We start from the raw sequence: 18,947 nt of genomic DNA, 5'->3' as shown, positions 1-18,947 counted from the left end.
CCGGCGCCGGGCAGCGCGGCGCCCGCGCGGCGCGCACCCCGGGCAGGCGACGCTCGACGCGCTGACGCGAATGACTGCCTCCTCGCCTGAACCGGACGCGACGCCGCTGCTCGAGGCGCGCGGCCTGACCAAGCGCTTCCCCGGCGTGCTCGCGCTCAGCGGCGTGCACCTCGCGCTCGGCCGAGGCGAGGTGCTCGGCATCGTCGGCGAGAACGGCGCTGGCAAGAGCACCCTCATGAAGATCCTCGCCGGAGTCGAGGCGCCCGACGCAGGCGAGATGCGCTTCGACGGGCGGCCTGTCGCGCTCGGCTCCGTCAGGGAGGCGCTCTCCCGCGGGATCGCGCTCATCCACCAGGAGCTCAACCTGGCGGACAACCTCGATGTCGCGGCCAACATCTATCTCGGCCGGGAGCCGCGGCGGGGCGGCTTCATCGACGAGGGCAGGATGGAGCGCGAGGCGCGGGCGATCATGGCGCGGGTCGGCCTCGCGTGCTCGCCGCGCGCGCTCGTCGGCGGCCTGTCGCTCGGGCAGCGGCACCTGGTCGAGATCGCGAAGGCGCTCTCCGCGAACGCGCGGGTGCTCATCATGGATGAGCCCACGTCGTGCCTGTGCCCGCACGAGGCGGAGGCGCTCTTCCAGGTGGTGAGGGAGCTCCGCGCGGGCGGGATCAGCGTCGTGTACATCTCTCACCGCCTCGGCGAGGTGAGGGCGCTCTGCGATCGCGTGCTCGTGCTGCGCGACGGCGAGAACGCGGGCGAGCTCTCGCGAGAGGAGATGAGCCACGAGCGCATCGTGCGATTGATGGTGGGCCGCGATCTCTCGCAGTTCTATCCGCACGTCCCGAACCCGCCCGGCGAGCCGGTGCTCGAGGTCTGCGGCCTCCGGACGTCGAGGCACCCCGAGCGAGCGCTCTCCTTCACGGTGCGCAGCGGGGAGATCGTCGGCGTGGCCGGGCTCCTCGGCGCGGGGCGCACGTCGCTGCTCCGGACGCTGTTCGGCGTCACGCCGGCGGCCGGAGGCGCCGTCCGCGTGGCCGGGCGGGCGATCACGCCGCGCGCCCCGCGAGACGCCATCGCCGCCGGGATAGGCCTGGTCCCGGAGGACCGCCAGCAACAGGGCATCATCCTGGAGATGGCGATCCGGGCGAACGTGAGCCTCCCGAGCCTCGACAGGGCGCAGCGCTACGGCGTCCTCGACCGCGCGGGCGAGCGCCGGATGTCGGCGCAGATGATCCGGGAGCTCGGCGTGCGGACGCCGACCGACGTGCAGCCGGTGCAGCACCTGTCCGGCGGCAACCAGCAGAAGGTCGTCATCGCAAAGTGGCTCTCGATGTCGCCGCGCGTGCTGCTCCTGGACGAGCCGACGCGCGGCATTGACGTCGGCGCCAAGCACGAGATATACCAGCTGATGGAGCGATTGGCAGCGAGCGGCATGGCCACCCTGTTCGTCTCCAGCGACATGGAAGAGGTGATAGGCATGTCCGACCGTGCGCTGGTGATGCACGAGGGGCGCATCGCCGGTGAGCTCGGCCGCGCCGAGCTGAGTGAGGAGGCGATCATGCAGCTCGCGACCGGCAGCGACGCCGCGGCGTGACGCGGCGTGACGCGGGGTGACCACTAGCCATCGAGGCCAGAGAGCATGTCTGTGACGACGACACATGACCTCCCGGCGCGCGGCGCCGCGCCGGCTGCGCTGCTCGTGCCCACCACGCGGCGGAAGGTGCTCGGCGTCTTCTGGCTCCTCCTCGCGGTGTCGCTCGGAACCGCGCTCCTGAACGGGAGGTTCCTCCTCGCGGAGAACCTCGAGAACCTGATCCGGAGGACAGCGCTGTTCGGCATCCTCAGCGTCGGGGCGGGCTTCGTGATCATCACGGGCGGTATCGACCTGTCGATCGGCTCGGTCGTGGCGCTCGCCGGCTGCATGCTGCCGTGGCTCCTCTCGGTGCAGCACTGGCCGGCCTCGCTTGCGGTGCCCGTGCTGCTCGGCATCTCCCTCTGCATCGGGCTCGCGCACGGGCTGCTCATCACGAAGCTCCGGCTCCAGCCGTTCGTTGTGACGCTCTGCGGGCTCCTGCTCTACCGGGGCACCGCGCGCGGGATCTCCGGCGATCAGACGCAGGGGTTCGGCGTCGGGTTCGAGTCGCTGCGCTACCTGTCGGTCGGCAGCCCGCTCTCGGTCCCCGTGCCGTTCCTCTCGTGGATCTCCGAGGGGCGCTTCAGCCCGTACGCGGTGCACCCGTTCACCGGCGTGAAGACGCGGCTCGCGCTGATCACGTGGATCGACATCCCGATGCCGTTCCTCTTGTTCCTCGCGATCGCTGTGGCGGCGTCGATCTTCCTGAACCGCACCGTCTATGGCCGCTATCTGATGGCGCTGGGCCGCAACGAGCAGGCGGCCCGCTACAGCGGGGTCGATACCGACAGGATGACGATCCTCGCGTATGTCCTCTGCTCGGTGCTCGCCTGCTTCGGGGGCATGCTGTTCGCGCTGGAGGTCAACTCGGCCCAGCCTGTCGATTTCGGCAATTTCTACGAGCTGTATGCGATCGCCGCGGCCGTGCTGGGCGGCTTCAGCTTGCGCGGCGGCGAGGGCGCGGTGGTGGGCGTCATCCTGGGCACCGCCCTCATGCAGGTGCTGCGCAACGCCATCAACATGCTGGGCGTCCCGACCCAGATCGAGTTCGCGGTCATCGGCGCCGTCATCCTGATCGGCGTCATCGCGGACGAGGTGGTCAGGCGCTACGCGGCGGCGAGGCGCAAGGTGGTTGGCGCGTGAGCGGATGAGCTCGCGGCGGCGCGGTCGACGCCGCGCTCCGTCGAGCCCGCGATGGGCGCCGCGCTGTCTGCGTCGATCGCCCTGCCGCGTGATGGTTTCGGTGCTGGTGGATCCGCGCCGGCACGGCGGCCGGCACGGCGCATAGAGCGCAGCGTCGCTGTCCTTGCCAGGAGCTCGGCATGGCGGCGCGCAGGTGCGCTCAAGCGCGCGAAGATCGCGTGCTACGCTACAGCATTGCTGGCGTCCCACGCGGAGCCGGGGCGACGTGAGCGCAGGGGGCCCGGGCCGCGATCCGCACGCAGCACGTAAAAACATCAACCAAGTCGCTGGCTTACGGTAGCCGTGGAGCGGTCTTCACGCGACGGCCACCCGATGGAAAGGGAATGGCGTGATGCTGAAGCGCATTTCTTGTGGCACTGCAAGTATTTGCCTGACACTCGGGCTCGCGGGCTGCGCGCTCGACACGGATGCAGAGGAGCCGATGGCCGGGGAGTCCGCGGTCCCGTTCCCGTTCGGCTCCGCCGGCAGGGCCCCGTCGAAGGCAGAGGCCCTGAAGGCGCTCGGCGCCGGCATTGCGGCCAAGGGGGTCGGGGTACCCTCTGTGTGGGGACCTGCGGAGAAGTCCTTCCTCGGCACCTCGACGACCGCGGCCTCGAGGGTCTACTTCACCGGTCATCGCGGCATCGTGTCCGAGGTGTTCTATCCGGTGCTCGACACCGTGAACACTGTCGATCTGCAGTTCCTGGTGGGGGACACGGCGAGGACCTTCGTCGACGAGGAGAAGCAGCAGAGCTTCACCGTGACCCAGCCGGACAAGCGGTCCATGCGCTGGCAGGCGACGACCACGAACAGCGCGCACAACTGGCGGATCACCAGGACGGTCTTCACCGATCCAGGGCGCAACGCGTTGATCCAGCGGGTCCGGTTCGACGCCCTGGGCGGCAGGAACGTCACCCAGTTCAACCTCTACCTGCTCCACAACCCGGCGATGGACAACTCCGGGGCCGGCGACACGTCGAGGACGGTGGAGGCAGGGGGGCGCACGCTGCTCGTCGCCTCGGAGAACAGCCGCGCCTCGGCGCTCGCCGCGTCGCGCCCATGGAAGGTGGTGAGCGGCGCGCCGATGGTGTCGAGCGGCTTCGTCGGCGAGTCGGACGGCTGGACCGACCTCCTCGGCGGGAACGTCGACAGGACGATGACCTGGCGAAACGACCTGGCGAGCGGCGGCAACGTGGCGCAGATGGGCTGGATCGACCTCGGGACCAGCGCCGTCACCAGCGTCTCGTTCGACGTGGTGCTCGGCTTCGGCGCGACCGAGGCCGAGGCGGCCTCCACCGCGAACGCGACGCTCGGCAGCAACCTGAGCACGCTGCAAACCACCTACGACAACGGGTGGAAGACGTACGCGGCCGGGCTCAGCAGCCAGAGCGCCACCGCCGACGACCAGTATTACCTCGCGGCGATGTCGCTCAAGGCGATCCAGGACAAGTCGAACGGCGCCATGATCGCGGGGATGGGCACGCCCTGGGGCGAGACCAACGGCGACGGCAACAACGGCGGCTACCACCTGGTCTGGGCGCGCGATCTGTTCAAGTTCGCCAGCGCGCTGGTGACGGCCGGCGACACCGCGACAGGGACCTCGGTCGTCAACTACCTGTTCAACACACTGCAGCAGTCGAGCGACTGCGGCGCCGCCGAGTACGACGCGCCGGGCTGCCCGCAGGGCTACAGCCGCGTCGGCCGCTTCCCGCAGAACGCCTGGGTCAGCGGCTGGCAGTACTGGCAAGGCACGCAGATGGATGAGCAGGCGATGCCGATCATCCTCGCGTGGCGGCTCGGACCTTCCGTCTACAACCCGCTGTGGAAGAAGATCAAGAGGACGGCCGACTACATCGTCAACACCGGCCCATGGACCCAGCAGGAGCGGTGGGAGGAGAACGCCGGGTACTCCCCGTCGACCATCGCGGCGGAGATCGCGGGCCTCGTCTGCGCCGCGACGATCGCCCGTGCGAACGGCGACACCACGAGCGCGGCGCGCTACATGGCCGCCGCCGACACCTGGCAGCAGGGCGTCGACCGCTGGACGTTCACGACCACGGGGTACCACGGCGACGGCCGGTATTACATCCGCATCAACCCCTCTGCGCGGGGCAACACGGGCAGCGGGCCGCAGGTGTACAACCCGGTGTCCGGGCCGGACGCGGCGGTCAGCTTCACGATCGGCAACGGCGGCGGCACGCACGATCAGCGGTACATCGTCGATGGCGGGTTCCTCGAGCTCGTGCGGATGGGGGTGAAGCGGGCCGACGATCCCTCGATCGTCGCGACGCTGCCCGAGTACGACGCCATCCTGAAGCGGACCATCGCCGGCAAGGGCGACGCGTGGTTCCGCTACAACTACGATGGATACGGGGAGAAGAACGACGGCGGCAACTTCGACGGCAACGGCGGTCGGGGCCGGCTGTGGCCCATCTTCACGGCCGAGCGCGGCATGTTCAAGATCGCCAGCACGGGTGTCGGCGCCGACGGCAACCCCTACCTGACCGCGGTGAAGGCGTTCTCGACGCCGCAGGGCTTCATCCCAGAGCAGGTATGGGGCGAGACGACGGACGTCACCGGCTGGTCCGTCCAGAAGCCGGCGAACGTCGCGGCGGGCACCCCGACGCGGTCGATGAGCCCCCTGAACTGGGCGATGGGCGAGTACATCAGCCTGGTGGCGTCGATCCGGGCGGGCAGGGTCGTCGATGTCCCCTCGGTGGTCTGCGGCCGCTACAACGCGTGTGTGGTGCCGCCCGGCTCCGGCGAGGCAGGCGTCACGGTCAACGTCACCGCGGCCACCGTGGTCGGCCAGCACATGTACGTCACCGGCAACACCGCGGCGCTCGGCAGCTGGAACACCGATCTCGGCGTCCCTGTCGATCCGCGCGGTTACCCCGTGTGGACGAACCGCGTCAACCTGCCGGCCAGCAGCGCGCTCGAGTACAAGTACTATCGCAAGAACGCCGACGGCACCGTGACCTGGGAGAACCTCCCGGGCGGCGGCAACCGCACGATGAGCACGCCCGCGTCCGGCGGGGCGCTCACGCTCAACGACACCGTGAGCTGGTAAGTGGTCATCAGCTAAGCGCGGCGCGCGGGCGAGCCTACGCCGCGGGGCGCTCGGGCTCGCAGGCGCGCCCAGCCTTCGTCGGGACCGTGAAGAACACCCGCGTTCCCCGGCCGAGCTCGCTCTCCACGCGGATCGCGCCGCCGTGGCGCTCGACGAGGTTCTTGCAGATCGACAGGCCGAGCCCCGTGCTCTTCTCGCCGCCGGTCGACCGGGTGCTCGTCCTCCGGAATTTGCGGAACAGGCCGCTGATCTCGTCCGGGCGAATTCCCAGGCCCTGATCCTCGATCATCACCTCGATCGCCTGACCGAGCCTCCGCGCGCGCACCGTCACCGTCGTGCCCGGATGAGAGAACTTGAACGCGTTGCTGAGCAGGTTGCTCAGGACCTGCTCGATCCGCGCGACGTCGCAGCAGACGAGCGGGAGATCCGCGGGCACGTCGACGTCCACCGCGATCCCCTTCCGGCCGGCGCCGTGCTCGTTCAGCGAGACCGCCGCCAGGAGGATGCCTCTCAGGTCGGCCTCCTGCAGGCGAAGCCCGCCGCTTTCGTGCTCCAGCGTCGTGATGTCGAGCAGGTTCTCGAGCAGCTGCAGCGCGAACTCGGCGTTGTCCTGGATCTTCACGGCGTAGCGCTGCGTGTCCTCGGGCCCCGCGCCGACGCCGGCCAGCTGCATCTTCGAGAACCACTGGATCGCCGCGATCGGATTGCGCAGATCGTGCGCGGCGACGCCCATGAGCTCATGGGTCCTCTGGGCCACCTCGGCGAGCTGCTGGTTCTCGAGGTGGAGCGCGTCGGCGCTCGTCTTGAGGCTCGAGAGGAGCCGCTGGCAGCGGCTGATGCGCTCGTGCTGCGCGAACGCGTCGCTCACGACGCCGGCGAGCTCCGGCGGATCCCAGGGCTTGGAGATGAACCGGTACACGCCGCCCTCGTTGATGGCCTGGATGGCGGCGCTCGTGTCCGCGTAGGCGGTCATGAGGAGGCGGATGGTCTCCGGGAATTCGCCCTTGAGCCTCGCGTAGAACTCCGTGCCCGTCGTGCCCGGCATCCGCTGGTCGCTCAGGACGACAGGGATGGGCCGCTCGCGCAAGATCGCGTGGCCCTCCTCGGCGCTCTCCGCGATGAGGACATCGTAGTCGCGCCGGAGCTCGCGGCGGAGCGCCTTCAAGGTCTCGCGCTCGTCGTCGACGATGAGCAGCGCGCGCCGCTCGCCGGAGGCGCGCGTCATCGGTCGGGCTCCTTCGGCAGCGTGATCGTGAAGGTGCTGCCCACCCCGGGGGTCGATCGGACGGTGAGCGTGCCGCCGTGCTGATCGACGATGATCTTGTGCGAGATGGTGAGGCCCAGCCCCGTGCCTTGCCCGACAGGCTTGGTCGTGAAGAACGGATCGAAGATCCGACCGAGGACATCAGGGGTTATCCCGGCGCCGTTGTCCTCGAACTCCAGGGCGACCCGGCGCGCTTCGTCGCGCTCGCGGATCACGATGCGGCCGTTCCCCCGGCCCCGGCACTCGACCGCCTGGGCCGCGTTGATGAGGAGGTTCAGGAACACCTGGCTGAGCTCCGCCGGCTTGCAGCGCAGCATGGGCAGCTCGGCCCACTCGACCGTCACCTGGACGCCGCCGTCCTTCAGCGCCGGGCCCGCGATCGCGAGGGTGCTCTCCAGGCACTCCTTCAGGTCGCTGCGCTCCTCCTCCGCCCGGTCGAGCCGCGTGAAGGTCCTGAGGTCCTCGACGATCTTCTGCACGCGCGCGAGGCCGCCCAGCGTGCCTTTCACGAGATCCCCCGTATCCTCGCGCAGAAAGTCGGGCTCGACCTCGGCGCGGAGCGCCTCGGCGAGGCCCTTCGCGTCGTCCGAGCCTGCGCTGACGGCGGCCCGCTCGAGCGCCTCGTAGGCGGCGAACAGCCGATCGAGCGACTCTGCCAGGGTGTGCACGTTGCTGCGGACGAAGGCGAGCGGGTTGTTGATCTCGTGGGCCACGCCGGCGGCGAGCTTGCCGAGCGCGTTCATCTTCTCGGAGTGGACGAGCATCGATTGCGTGGCGCGCAGCTGCTCGAGCGACCGCTCGAGCTCCTTCTGCTCGGACACGAGCCGCCGCTGGAGGCTCGTGATCCGCGAGTTGAGCGCGGACACCTCGGCGACGACGCGCTCGAGCTCGATGACGTCGAACTCGGCGAGGAGCAGCAGGTCGTGGCCGAGCCGCCAGACCTCTCCCCGGAGGCTGTGCGCGATGGACCGGCGATCCCCGAAGTGCAGCATGCCGCGGTAGATCGGCTCCCCGACGCCGTGCCCGGCCGCGGCGAGCTGCGCGAAGCTCGGGCTGACGAGGCGTGCCTCGGCGCGATTCGGCTCGCCCGCCCCCCCGAGCAGCCGGCGCATGCCGTGGTTGGTGAGCCTCGGCGCGCCGTCCGGCGCGAACACGCCGATCGCGAGCGCGGTCGAGGCCATGAGGAAAGCGGCGGCGAGCTCCGCGACAGGACCGCTGAGCTCGTGTCCCGGCGCCGGGGCCGCCAGCGGCGCTCCTTCGTTTTCTCCTGCGCTTTGCGTCCTGCGCGGTTCCATCGGGATCATCGGGATCATCCGAATCAGAGCGTCTCCTTCGCTCGCGGCGGAGGCGATCTGTCTTTGGCAGGCCGGCGCGGAGCTCGCTATGCGAAACGCACCCGGCGGGGCCGGCGCTCGAAGGCGCGGAGCGGGGTCATGCGCTCCGCGCCGCGAGGAGCTGCTCCGCCGTGCGGACGGCCCGCTCTGCGCTCGGCGCCGAGCCGTCGGCCCCGAGCTGCTTCCAGAGGTCGTCGACGACGCGGAACGGCTGGCCGCCGACCAGGACGACGACGCCCTTGCACCGATCGTCGCGGCGCGCCGCGGTGATCAGCTGGCGGACGCTCGACAGCTGATCGCTGAGCGCGGCCGAGACCGCGAGGACGTCGGCCTTCCGCTGGACGACCTCCTGGATCACGTGCTCGGCGGGCGTGCTGGCCCCGAGATAGAAGGTGTCCCACCCCGCCATCTCGAAGTAATCGGCGACGAAGCGCGCGCCGATCTCGTGGAGGTTCCCGTCCACGGCGGTGGCCACGAGGCGACGGCCGGCGCGATCGGCGCTGACGACGAGCGGATAGAGCTGCCCCAGGATCATCTGCGTGACCGCCGTGCAGTAGTGCTCCCCGGCGATGCTGAGCTGACGGAGCTGCCAGCGCCGGCCCAGCTCGTACTGGCACGGCTCCAGCACGTGAGCATAGATGTCCTTGATCGGCGCGCCAGCGTCGAGCGCCTCCCGGATGGCGCGCACCGCTCGCCTCCGGTCCCGCTCGATCAGCGCGTCGAGGTAGCTGCACGCGACGGCGCCGAGCCGCGCCTCCGGGCGGACGAAGCTGGGATTCTCGGCGTGCATCGAGGTGAGCCGCTCGAGCGCCGCCGCCAGGTACCGCCGCGGCGCCTCGGCGAGGCGCTCCGGCAGCGTGAGCGCGAGGACGTCGCCGAGCGCGCGGAGGTAGCCCACGAGCTCGGCGGGGTCGAGGCCGTGCTGCACCAGCAGCGTCTGCGCCCACTCCGCATAGGCGCTGAAGAGCTCCGGCGACCCGTGGTCGACCGCCGCGGCGAGCTGCGCGACGTGGCGCCTGGCGTCGTCGAGGCAGAGGGCGCGCTTCGCGCCGGCGGCGAGCGCGTCCGCAGGGCGCCGCATGAAGCTGAGCGCGACGCTCATCGGCGCGATGCGCGCCGCCGAGCGCTCGATGGCCTCCGCCGCCGAGCCGGCCTCGCCGGCGGCGCACGGGGGCTCGGGGATGGCCGCCAGCGCGGCCGGCGTCACGAGGGGCGAGGCGCAGAGGCGCTCCCGGCCCGCGGCCAGCGCGTCCTGCGCCAGCGAGGAGAGCGCCGGATCGAGCTGCTCGCCGATGCTCTCGCTCAGCGCGTCGAGCGCGGCGCCGAGCGCGCGCCGGGGCACCCCGAGCGCCTCGAGGAACACCGCCGTGAACGCGCAGTACTCGCAGAGCTGCTGGGCGCCCGCCGCGCGGAGCGCCGCCGCGAGGGCGTCGATGTGCGCCGCGAGGTCCACGTGGCAGCGCGAGAGCGCCTCGCGCTCGCCGCGCGCTCCGAAGGCGCGCGGCGCGACGGACGCGGCCTCGAGGCGGGCGAGCGCGGCGTCCCTCAACGATTCACGGCGAGCGACGAGCTCGTCGGCCGCCCTGTCACGCTCTGTGGTCACCATGCCCGCGTATGTGGTGACGCGCCCTCGTCGCCGCACGCGCGATATCGCACGGGCCCGCCCGACGGCGCTGCGGTGCCCGGCCGCGCGGCCGCCGCCGGAGCGTCGTCGCGCGCCGCGGGTCGAGGGCGAGGGGACCCGCCAGGCTTGAGCCGGCGTCGCGCTTCAAGCTACCGTCTCTCCCGCGTCATCAAAAGAGCGTCGTCGCCCGGCGCGGGAGCTGAAGAACGATGTCAATCTCGTTGGTGCGGAACGCCTACGGCAAATCGAGGGTGCGGCTCGTGAAGGTCCGCCGCGCGGGCGCGCGGCACGAGCTGACCGACGTCCAGGTCGATGTCCAGCTGGAGGGCGAGTTCGACGACGCTTACACGAAGGGTGACAACAGCAAGGTGCTGCCCACGGACACGATGAAGAACACCGTGTACGCGCTCGCCAAGGGCCACCCGGTCGAGCCGATCGAGGACTTCGGCGTCCTGCTCGCCGAACACTTCCTCGGGAAGCCGCACACCCTGCGGGCGAGGGTCGCTATCGCGGAGAACGTCTGGTCTCGCATCGACGCGGGCGGCGCGCCGCACCCTCACGCCTTCCTCCGCGCGGCAGGGGAGCGGCGGACCGCGGAGATCTCCGCGGCTCCCGGCGGTGTCGAGATCACGTCCGGCGTCGCGGATCTCCTCGTCCTCAAGACCACCGGCTCGGCGTTCTCGGGCTTCCCGCGCGACGAGTACACGACGCTCAAGGAGACCGGGGACCGCATCCTCTCGACGCTCATGGTGGCTCGCTGGCGCGCGGCCGGCCGCGACCCGGCGCCCACGGCGACGTGGGAGCGCGCCCGCCGCGCCCTGATCGAGACGTTCGCAGAGCGACACAGCCTCTCGGTGCAGCACACCATTCATGACCTGGGGGAGGCGGTGCTCGCCGCCTGTCCTGCCATCGACGAGGTGAGCCTCTCGCTCCCCAACAAGCACTGCCTGCTCGTCGATCTCGCACCCTTCGGGCTCACCAACGACAACGAGATCTTCGTGCCGGTCGACGAGCCGCACGGGCTCATCGAGGCCACGATGAAGCGAGGGAGCTGAGCGTCGGGCGCGGCCGTTTTCCTCGACATGCCGAGGACGTGCCCGGTAGAGTGCGGTGCATGGACCAGGTGGCCGGCCCGGACGAGCTCGAGATCGCGACGAGCTACATGAACGCGGTCCTCAACGGACCGTTCATCGCCGTGGAGTGCACCGGCGACGTCGGGTCTCTCGAGATCGCCGCGTGGAGCGCCGGGGCGGAGCGGCTGCTGGGTTATACCGGGGAAGAAGTGATTGGCCGCCGCCTCGCGGACACGGCGCTTCGCAGCGCCGACGCCGACCTCTGGCGACGCCTCTGCGACGGCCTCTCCGACGGGCAGGGCGGCGCGCCGCTCTCCGCCGAGCACCGGCGGAAGGACGGGCGCGTCGTCGCGTGTGCGTGGGTGCACGAGCCGATGCGCGGCGCCGACGGCCAGGTGGTGCGCAGGCTCTTCATCGGGCAGGACGTGACCGACCGCGGCCGCCTGGTGGACGCGTCGCGGGACGACTCGATCATCCTGCGATCCATCCTCGATCACGTCCCGATCGCCGCGTGCAAGTATGATCGCGATGGGGTCTTCACCCATCATGACGGCAAGGGGCTCGAGAACTCGGGCGTGAAGCCTGGGGCGCTCATCGGCAAGAACGTCTTCGACCTCTACGGGTCCAGCCCGGAGGCCGCGGACGGGATGCGGCGCGTGCTGGCGGGAGAGGTGGTGGAGAACCAGGTCGAGACCCACGGCATCACCTGGCGGTCCTGGCTGCTCCCCGTCTTCGACGAGGGCGGCGCGCCGAACGGCGCGGTCTCCGTGACGTTCGACATCACGGACATGAAGCGCAAGGAGGTCGAGCTCCAGGCGAGGCTCGACATGATCCAGGCCCAGCAGCAGGTGATTCGCGCGCTGTCGACGCCCATCATCGAGGTCTGGGATCGCGTGCTGACGCTCCCGATGGTCGGCGTCGTCGACAGCGTGAGGACCTCCGAGGTGATGGACAGCCTCCTCGACGCGATCTCGACCAAGGGGGCGCGCTTCGCGATACTCGATCTGACCGGGGTCGACGCCGTCGACACGAAGACGGCGAGCTACCTCATCGAGATGGTCCGCGCGATACGGCTCCTCGGCGCGGAGGGCGTGATCACGGGTATCCGCTCGAACGTGGCGCAGACGATGATCGCGCTCGGGGTCGATCTCTCGGGGATCATCACGATGGGCAACCTCCGCGCCGGCCTCAAGCTCTGCATCCAGCGGATGAACCGCGCCGACGCCGCCGCGGCCGACGGCGCGCGGCGGGCCGAGGCACGCTGATCGGGCTATGGCTCTCTCGTCAGCGGCGGCGAGACGTCGAGGTCCGCCATCCTTCCCTCTCGCTCCAGCCGCCAGATGTCCTCGTCGGTGACGAACTCCTGCGCGAGGAGCTCTCGCGCCCGCTTGATCTTGGCGAGGAGGACGGGCTCCATGACCGGTGTGCTCGACTCCTTGGTCGGCGCGGGCGGCGGCTTCATCAGCGAGAACGTCCCGCGCGCCGCGTGCCCCTCCGCCGTCTCCCCCTCGAGCATGTACGTGACGGTGAAGACATCCGGTTCACGCGCCGTGTCGAGCCTCACCTCCACATCGACCCCTTGCCCGGGTGGGATCTCGACAAGGCCGAGCGAGGCCTTGTCGAGCGGTGAGGCGCCCTTCGCCCCCGCGAAGTGCCGCATCGCCGTGACCGTATCGATCCGGACCGGCGCGTCGCGGTGATGCCAGAGGCGGAAGGTCTGCCGGACCACGCCGTCGGCGTCCTGCCGGGGAAAGCGGGGCGTCGGCGTCGCCGCGATGGTCACGACCCCCCGCTCCGCGAGGTCCTGAAACATCATGTTCGGGATCTGGAGCAGGGCGCGGCCGGTGAGCTTCTCGCCCGCTTCGCCCTGGACCTCCACCCGGATCAGAAACTCGGAGACGAGCGCGGTTTGCGGGCGGCGCTCGTAGCTGTGGGTCACGAACGGCGCCTTCGTCTTCTCCGAGCCGCCGTCGTCGAACACCCAGGCATAACTCGCGGGCTTGAACGGCCTCGCGTCGGGGTCGTCCTTGAGCCCGACGTCGACGATCTGCGCCGTGAGCTCGAATTCACCGGGGGTGCTCGGCAGGAGCCTGTGGGTGATGACGACGATCCGCTCCGGCTTGCAGGCGTTGACCTTGTATCTCGGGACCTCGATCTGAGTCACCGCGTTGTTACGCCCGAACACGGAGATGGTGGGCATCTCGTACGACCCGTCCATCTCGGGCCAGATGCGGAGCGGCACCCGCGATCCGGCGCGCGTGCCGATGACGCCGTGGAGGTATTCATCTGTCCCGTTCGTGGTATGCGATCGCACGGTGATGAGGTTCTCCTCGCCGGCGCACACTTCCGGCTTCTCGACCTCGATCTCGTCGATGATGGGCGCCGGGTCCTCCGCGGGCGCCCTCGCCACGGCGGCGCTCGCCGCGGCGGCGCTCGCCGCGCGTCCGGCGCGCGGCGAGGCCTCCGGCGCGCTCGCCTTCGGCGCTGCCTGCACGGGCTCGGGCGCCTTGGCAGGGCGGACCGACCAGACCAGGACCCACAGCGCGGCGGCGAGCACCACCACACCGACCCATTGCGCCTTTGACCGATGCTCGCCGATCCTGGTCGTCATGGCCGGAGCTCCTCACGTTACTGTGCTCGAACGTCCGTCAGTACCAGCACCCGTAGACGTTGCCTCCGGAGTTCCACTGGACGTTGTGGTTCGTATCGGCGGACCAGACGGTCGCGCCGGCCTGCGTCCCCCAGGGGTGCCCGCTCCAGCCGCCGATGCGGTCGGGGCTGATGGACACGGCGACGGTCTTCGGGTCGTCTCGGACTCCTCTCCACACGCTGCCGCTGCCGGTGTTGCATGCGTGCGAGGCCATGCAGTTCGCGACCTGATTGGCGGCCTTTTCGCAGACGTCCGAGAGGCAGACGATCGATGTGCCGATCGAACCCCAGAACCCCAGGCTGTTCTCGCAGCTGTCCATCACCCCGCCGTGAAGGGCGTTGGCCGCGCTGGTGAGCTTGGCGTGGCTGTACGTGTACGGCGGGATGGCGCCCTGGCCGTCGAGGTGGTGCGCGTAGGCCAGGAATGACGAGCAAACCATACCGTTGTTCCACGCCGGCCCGCCGGTGGGCGTGCCCTCGGTGTCACGGTACTGGAAGAACGAGTAGCGCACCCGGCCGCCGCGAACGCTCAGCCGAGCGATCTCGACCCCTTCGTCGATGCTCGAGCGCTCGGCGTAGTAGGGCACCTCCCACCAGATGGTTTCGCCGATCGACGCGGCCCGCTTGGGGTCGCCGACCTGGTAGGTCAGCGCGGCCGGGCCGCTCCCGCCGCTCCCGTAGAGGAAGCGGTAGATCCCACCCTGGTTGACCTGCGCGAGCCCGGGATAACCATCGAGCAGATCGCTCGATACGATGGGCGTGCTGCACACCTCAGGCCAGGAGTTCTCGCGCGGCTGCTTCATGGTGGCATGCGTCACCCACCGTCCGGGTCCGTGTGACAGCATCGAGTGCGTCCGGAACTCGCCGACGGCGTTAAGGACGTCTCCGATCGGCCCCGAGCCGGCGCTGAACACCGCCGCGCCGTTCGGCGCGTTCCAGCCGGCGCTGGAGTACCCGCACGCCTGCTCGGCGGCGGCAGCGGCGGAGGCGAGGCACGACGATACGATGGCGAGCGGCAGGACGAACGCTGGTTTCACGGGCGCACCTCCGATCGAGAGCATGGCTGTCGGGACACGGGGCAGCGAAGCGGGCGCGTGGAGCGTCCTGGGCTCTGACGGACGAACGCCGCGAGCGGCCCGAGCCGGAGGGGGCGCTCGCTCTGGATGCGGAAGGATGACGCTCCGGGGGCGGCGCGTGCGGGTGCCCCACCCCCGGCAGATAGTGTGGTCTAAGGAAACCGTGGGCAAGCAGAAAATGGAGGCGCGATTGCCTTCTACCGCCGTGATCGAGCCCCTCAGGCGGGGGGGCCTGGCTGATGCACAGGGTGATGCACAGGACGGACCGGCGGGACCCGAGGACGCCTCATCGGTTGACGGGAGGCGGCGATCCCGGTCCCGGGGCTCCGAGCACCTCGACCGCCCCCTCCGACGACAACAAGATCTGCGGGTTGGCCTGCGCCGGCGAGATCACGTTGAGCACGCCCCTCGCGCGCACGCGCAGGCCTTGTTTGATGAACTTGTTGCGCGCGTCCACCGGGGCGCCGGGGTGCGCCGCCCAGCCCCGCGCGAGTTTGTCGCGGATCGCCTTGAAGAGCTCCGGATCGCTGAAATTGACGAGCGTATACTCGCGCTCCACCCGATCCCTGTCGACGACGCGCAGCGCCCAGATGTCGAATTTTATCTGCGGGCTCCTCGGGAAGAGCACGAGATCGCCCTCCAGCTCGATCGGCTGGCCATGACCTGCCTGCACGCGCTCCAGCACCTCGATCGGCCTCGAGACGGCCGGATCGAGCCGGAGGTGGATCGGGCGATCGGGGTGCTCGGCGATCACGTAATGCAGCCGGATCTTGTCATTGCGCCACAGATCTCGGACGTGCTCCGGGCGGGTCACGAAGACCGGCACCACCTTGTCTGCGAGCTCGACAACGAGGACCTTGCCCTCGGCGTCGACGCCGTGCACACGACCCACGAGCGCGCGCCCCCCGAGGAGCGCCGCGTGCGTGGTCGTGTCGTGTGCATACGACGGCGCGTCCACGCCGGAGGAAAACCGCGTGAGCACCTCGATGCGGCGCACGCGGACGTGGCGCTGAGGTCCCTTCTTCTCGAGGCTGCCGAACACGCGCAGCCGGTCATGCCGCTGGAGCCCGGCGAGCTCCCGCGCGACCTCCGACGACCCCGGGATCATCGGAAAGTCAGCGTAACGGAAGAAATCGTTCGGGAGCCGGTAGGTGAATACGAAGAGACCGGACGCAGCCGCCGCGCCGTGCATCCATCCATCGAGCCCGTCGCCGGCGAGCGCCGCGGCGATGCCGGCATCATCGTCCGGGTCAATCACGGCCGACGGATCGCGCGCGGCCGGCGTCGCGTGATGGATCGGAGTCGCGCGCGCGGGCAGCGCGGCCGGAGCCCGTGTCGGCGGGGGATGACAGCCGGACGGAACGACCAGGAGGGCGAGGAGCCAGCCGAACACCGCGACCACGCGTTGATCCATACGCAAGCATAGCAGGTTCGGAGTCGAACCTGCACGGAGGCCGTGGAGGGCCTGAGCGGCGCTGCCGCGCGCTCCGGTCGAATCGCGCCCGCAAGGCGATCCACACGAACGTTGGACGCTCATGTGGACGCCTGGAGCTGCCTCTCGCGGTGGAGCTGGAGATCAGGCTTTCCCGGATGCTGCGATGGCGCGGGTCGGCCGTCCAGCGTGGATGAAACACGATGTGGAGCGTGAAGGGCTCGACCTCGAAGGGGACCGGTCGGGTCGTGAGCGGGAGCCCCGAGGCGCGGACGATGCGCGCGGGCGGCTCGGCGCCGTCGTGGCGCTCGCGGCGGCGCTCGTGATCTGGGCCGGCGTTGGCAGCCCATCGGCGACGAGGCCGTGGGACAGCGGAGCCTGGAGCGCCTGCGCGAGCTCGTCCGCGCCCACCCGAGCCTGCGCGTCGTCGACGGGCACGAGGCGCCCAGGTGATCTGCGATGTCCCCCGCGCCGTGACGCCTCGAGGCGCGCGGCGCGCGTGACGCCGCTGGTAAAAATTGGAGAGCTTTCGGCGGTTCGTGATCAATACGCGCCGGTGCGGGAATTCTTCCAATGACTACTCGTGTGCGCGGCGCGGGTGGCCTGGAGAGGTGCGACGGAGTCGCGCTCTCGCCTCTCTGCTCAAGCCTCATTTTGCCCGGTTCTGCTGGGCTGACGCGGCGCGTGCCGCGTCAACCGCCGGCCAGTCGATCCATAATATGACGGGAGTGGAGTCTTCGGGCAGTATCAGACTTCGCCGGCGGATGGTCCGTTGTTGACCGCTGTCCGGCCATTGAACGTGGGCGTCTTGCTCTGTGGATTGCTGGGAGCAACGCTTGACGTCTGGCGAGGCTTCACCGTAGGTTGTGACCGACGGTAGGAGGTCACGGTATGGCTGACTTGGGATATCGTCGCTGGCGAGCCGGTCACGCGCTCCTGGCGACGCTCGCGCTGACGGCCGCGGCCGGGTGCGGCAACGGGCAGATCGGAGCGGCGGACACCGGCTCCGGCTCCGGGGAGGACGGCTCGACGTCCGGACAAGGAGGCGATCCTCCGGTGTGCGGCGCCGAGCGGATCCTCGCACCACAGCGGCGTTTGACGCGCTTCGAATACAACAACACGGTCCGAGATCTCCTCGGAACGTCCCTCACCCCTGCCGATCAATTCCCCCCGGATGAGGTCGCCGGCGGCTTCAACAACAACGCGACGGTGCTGACCGTGTCTGCGCTTCACGCGGAGAAGTACCTCCTCGCTGCCGAGGCGCTCGCGACGGAGGCCGTCGGGGGCGATCTGTCGAAGCTCGTGCCGTGTGATCCGGCCGCGGTCGAGGGGCAAGTCGCCCAGGAGGAGGCGTGCGCGCGGCAATTCGTCCAGGACTTCGGCCGTCGCGCGTACCGTCGACCGCTCGAGGCGTCGGAGGTCGACCGGCTGATGCGCGCCTACGCCGCGGGACGCACGGACGGGTCGTTCCGTGAGGGCATCGAGGTCGTCCTCCGGGCCGCGCTGCAATCGCCGAAGTTCCTGTTCCGCCTGGAGCTGCGTCACGATCTCGATGCCTCCTCGTCGCGGGTGCGCCTCGACCCGTACGAGATGGCGTCGCGCCTGTCGTACCTCGTCTGGGCGTCGGGCCCCGACGACGAGCTGCTCGATGCCGCCGAGGCGGGCCTGCTCGATACCCGCGAGCAGCTCGCCGAGCGGACCCGCCAGATGCTGGAGCACCCGCGGGCGCGCCGGGCCGTCACGGAGTTCTACAAGCAATGGCTCAACCTCGGGAAGCTCGAGACCATCGTCAAGGAGGAGAGCCAGTTCCCCGGGTACGACGACGAGCTCGTCGCGGGGATCCGCGCCGAGACTCCCGCGTTCGTCGAGCACGTGCTGTGGTCCGGGGACCACAAGCTCTCGAGCCTGCTCACGCTGCCCGTCGGCTTTGCCACCGAGTCCGTCGCCGAGCTCTACGGCGTGACGGTCCCGCCCGGCTCGACCACACCCCAGCTCGTGGAGCTGCCGCCGGACCAGCGCTCGGGGGTGCTCACGCAGCCCGCGTTCCTGGCCGTCCACGCGCACCCCGATCAGACCTCTCCGGTGCTGCGCGGCAAGGCCATCCGTTCGAAGTTCATGTGCCAGGACCCGCCGCCTCCTCCTGACGACGTCGACCTCACGCCGCCCACCGGCGAGGAGGGCGTCACAGCGCGTGAACGGTTCAACCAGCACGCCTCCAATGCCAGGTGCGCCGGCTGCCATCAGCTGATGGATCCGATCGGCTTCGCGTTCGAGAACTTCGACGCCGTGGGCGCGTACCGCACCGAGGAGGGCGGGCAGGTCATCGACGTCTCCGGGGAGATGGTCCTGTCCGATGACATGGACGGCCCGTTCGTCGGCGTCCGCCAGCTGGCGGAGAAGCTCGCCGGGAGCGCGCAGGTCCGCGAGTGCCTCGCGACGCAATGGTTCCGCTACACGGCGGGGCGCTTCGAGAACATCGACGACGAGTGCTCGCTCGACGGGCTGCGCGCAGGGTTCCACGGCTCCGAGGGGGATCTCGTGGAGCTCATCGTGGCGACGACGCAGACCGACGCGTTCCTGTACCGCAGCGCGATCGCAGAGGAGGAGTGA

The 18,947-nt window shown here is 70.1% G+C and carries 12 protein-coding genes; 6 read left to right on the top strand and 6 right to left on the bottom strand.

The window, feature by feature from the left end; translation table 11 throughout:
* The first annotated feature begins 70 nt into the window (after positions 1-70).
* The 3 genes from WME95_RS22670 (at position 71) to WME95_RS22660 (ending at position 5,885) form a co-directional block, all read left to right on the top strand.
* A complete protein-coding gene (locus WME95_RS22670) occupies positions 71-1,594 on the top strand; it encodes a sugar ABC transporter ATP-binding protein (protein WP_437910529.1) in 1,524 nt (507 codons plus the stop codon).
* Between the two features lie 45 nt (positions 1,595-1,639).
* Positions 1,640-2,776, top strand: coding sequence for an ABC transporter permease (locus WME95_RS22665; protein ID WP_437910528.1), 1,137 nt, complete (start codon positions 1,640-1,642; stop codon positions 2,774-2,776).
* A gap of 481 nt (positions 2,777-3,257) precedes the next feature.
* Positions 3,258-5,885, top strand: a complete 2,628-nt coding sequence (locus tag WME95_RS22660; protein WP_437910527.1) for a glycoside hydrolase family 15 protein — start codon at positions 3,258-3,260, stop codon at positions 5,883-5,885.
* Positions 5,886-5,919: 34 nt separating this feature from the next.
* Here WME95_RS22660 and WME95_RS22655 read toward each other — a convergent pair whose 3' ends face one another.
* The 3 genes from WME95_RS22655 to WME95_RS22645 all read right to left on the bottom strand — a co-directional run bounded on the left by WME95_RS22655 (position 5,920) and on the right by WME95_RS22645 (position 10,089).
* Entirely contained in the window at positions 5,920-7,110 is a 1,191-nt protein-coding gene (locus WME95_RS22655; protein ID WP_437910526.1) for an ATP-binding protein, read from the bottom strand.
* Entirely contained in the window at positions 7,107-8,453 is a 1,347-nt protein-coding gene (locus WME95_RS22650; RefSeq protein WP_437910525.1) for a sensor histidine kinase, read from the bottom strand. Before WME95_RS22650 ends, WME95_RS22655 begins: the two co-directional genes overlap by 4 nt.
* Before the next feature lie 127 nt (positions 8,454-8,580).
* Entirely contained in the window at positions 8,581-10,089 is a 1,509-nt protein-coding gene (locus WME95_RS22645) for a cobalamin B12-binding domain-containing protein (RefSeq protein WP_437910524.1), read from the bottom strand.
* A 227-nt stretch (positions 10,090-10,316) separates the two neighbouring features.
* On the opposite strand from WME95_RS22645, the gene pucL reads away from it, so the two are divergent.
* Complete coding sequence (gene pucL, locus WME95_RS22640; RefSeq protein ID WP_437910523.1) at positions 10,317-11,162, top strand: factor-independent urate hydroxylase; 846 nt, start codon at positions 10,317-10,319, stop codon at positions 11,160-11,162.
* Positions 11,163-11,221: 59 nt separating this feature from the next.
* Entirely contained in the window at positions 11,222-12,445 is a 1,224-nt protein-coding gene (locus WME95_RS22635) for a PAS domain S-box protein (protein ID WP_437910522.1), read from the top strand.
* A gap of 5 nt (positions 12,446-12,450) precedes the next feature.
* On the opposite strand, the gene WME95_RS22630 is transcribed toward WME95_RS22635, so the two are convergent.
* The 3 genes from WME95_RS22630 to WME95_RS22620 form a co-directional block, all read right to left on the bottom strand.
* A complete protein-coding gene (locus WME95_RS22630; protein WP_437910521.1) occupies positions 12,451-13,791 on the bottom strand; it encodes a hypothetical protein in 1,341 nt (446 codons plus the stop codon).
* Positions 13,792-13,828: 37 nt separating this feature from the next.
* Positions 13,829-14,866 carry a hypothetical protein gene (locus WME95_RS22625; protein ID WP_437910520.1) on the bottom strand — a complete coding sequence of 346 codons (1,038 nt, stop codon included), beginning with the start codon at positions 14,864-14,866 and terminating at the stop codon, positions 13,829-13,831.
* 325 nt (positions 14,867-15,191) lie between these two features.
* Positions 15,192-16,319 carry a hypothetical protein gene (locus tag WME95_RS22620; RefSeq protein ID WP_437910519.1) on the bottom strand — a complete coding sequence of 376 codons (1,128 nt, stop codon included), beginning with the start codon at positions 16,317-16,319 and terminating at the stop codon, positions 15,192-15,194.
* A gap of 909 nt (positions 16,320-17,228) precedes the next feature.
* Here WME95_RS22620 and WME95_RS22615 point away from each other — a divergent pair.
* Positions 17,229-18,947: a DUF1592 domain-containing protein gene (locus WME95_RS22615; RefSeq protein WP_437910518.1), complete on the top strand. Its 1,719-nt coding sequence runs from the start codon at positions 17,229-17,231 to the stop codon at positions 18,945-18,947.

Source organism: Sorangium sp. So ce327 (genome assembly GCF_051530205.1).
Taxonomy (GTDB): Bacteria; Myxococcota_A; Polyangia; order Polyangiales; family Polyangiaceae; genus Sorangium; species Sorangium cellulosum_B.
The sequence above is the reverse complement of the archived record's forward strand: the minus strand, read 5'-3'. Positions and strand labels throughout refer to the sequence as shown.

Coding starts and splice junctions, on each gene's coding strand:
- WME95_RS22645 (WP_437910524.1), bottom strand. CDS start 10,089: ATGGTGACCACAGAGCGTGACAGGGCGGCCGACGAGCTCGTCGCTCGC.
- WME95_RS22650 (WP_437910525.1), bottom strand. CDS start 8,453: ATGATCCCGATGGAACCGCGCAGGACGCAAAGCGCAGGAGAAAACGAA.
- WME95_RS22655 (WP_437910526.1), bottom strand. CDS start 7,110: ATGACGCGCGCCTCCGGCGAGCGGCGCGCGCTGCTCATCGTCGACGAC.
- WME95_RS22635 (WP_437910522.1), top strand. CDS start 11,222: ATGGACCAGGTGGCCGGCCCGGACGAGCTCGAGATCGCGACGAGCTAC.
- WME95_RS22670 (WP_437910529.1), top strand. CDS start 71: ATGACTGCCTCCTCGCCTGAACCGGACGCGACGCCGCTGCTCGAGGCG.
- WME95_RS22615 (WP_437910518.1), top strand. CDS start 17,229: ATGGCTGACTTGGGATATCGTCGCTGGCGAGCCGGTCACGCGCTCCTG.
- pucL (WP_437910523.1), top strand. CDS start 10,317: ATGTCAATCTCGTTGGTGCGGAACGCCTACGGCAAATCGAGGGTGCGG.
- WME95_RS22665 (WP_437910528.1), top strand. CDS start 1,640: ATGTCTGTGACGACGACACATGACCTCCCGGCGCGCGGCGCCGCGCCG.
- WME95_RS22620 (WP_437910519.1), bottom strand. CDS start 16,319: ATGGATCAACGCGTGGTCGCGGTGTTCGGCTGGCTCCTCGCCCTCCTG.
- WME95_RS22660 (WP_437910527.1), top strand. CDS start 3,258: ATGGCCGGGGAGTCCGCGGTCCCGTTCCCGTTCGGCTCCGCCGGCAGG.
- WME95_RS22630 (WP_437910521.1), bottom strand. CDS start 13,791: ATGACGACCAGGATCGGCGAGCATCGGTCAAAGGCGCAATGGGTCGGT.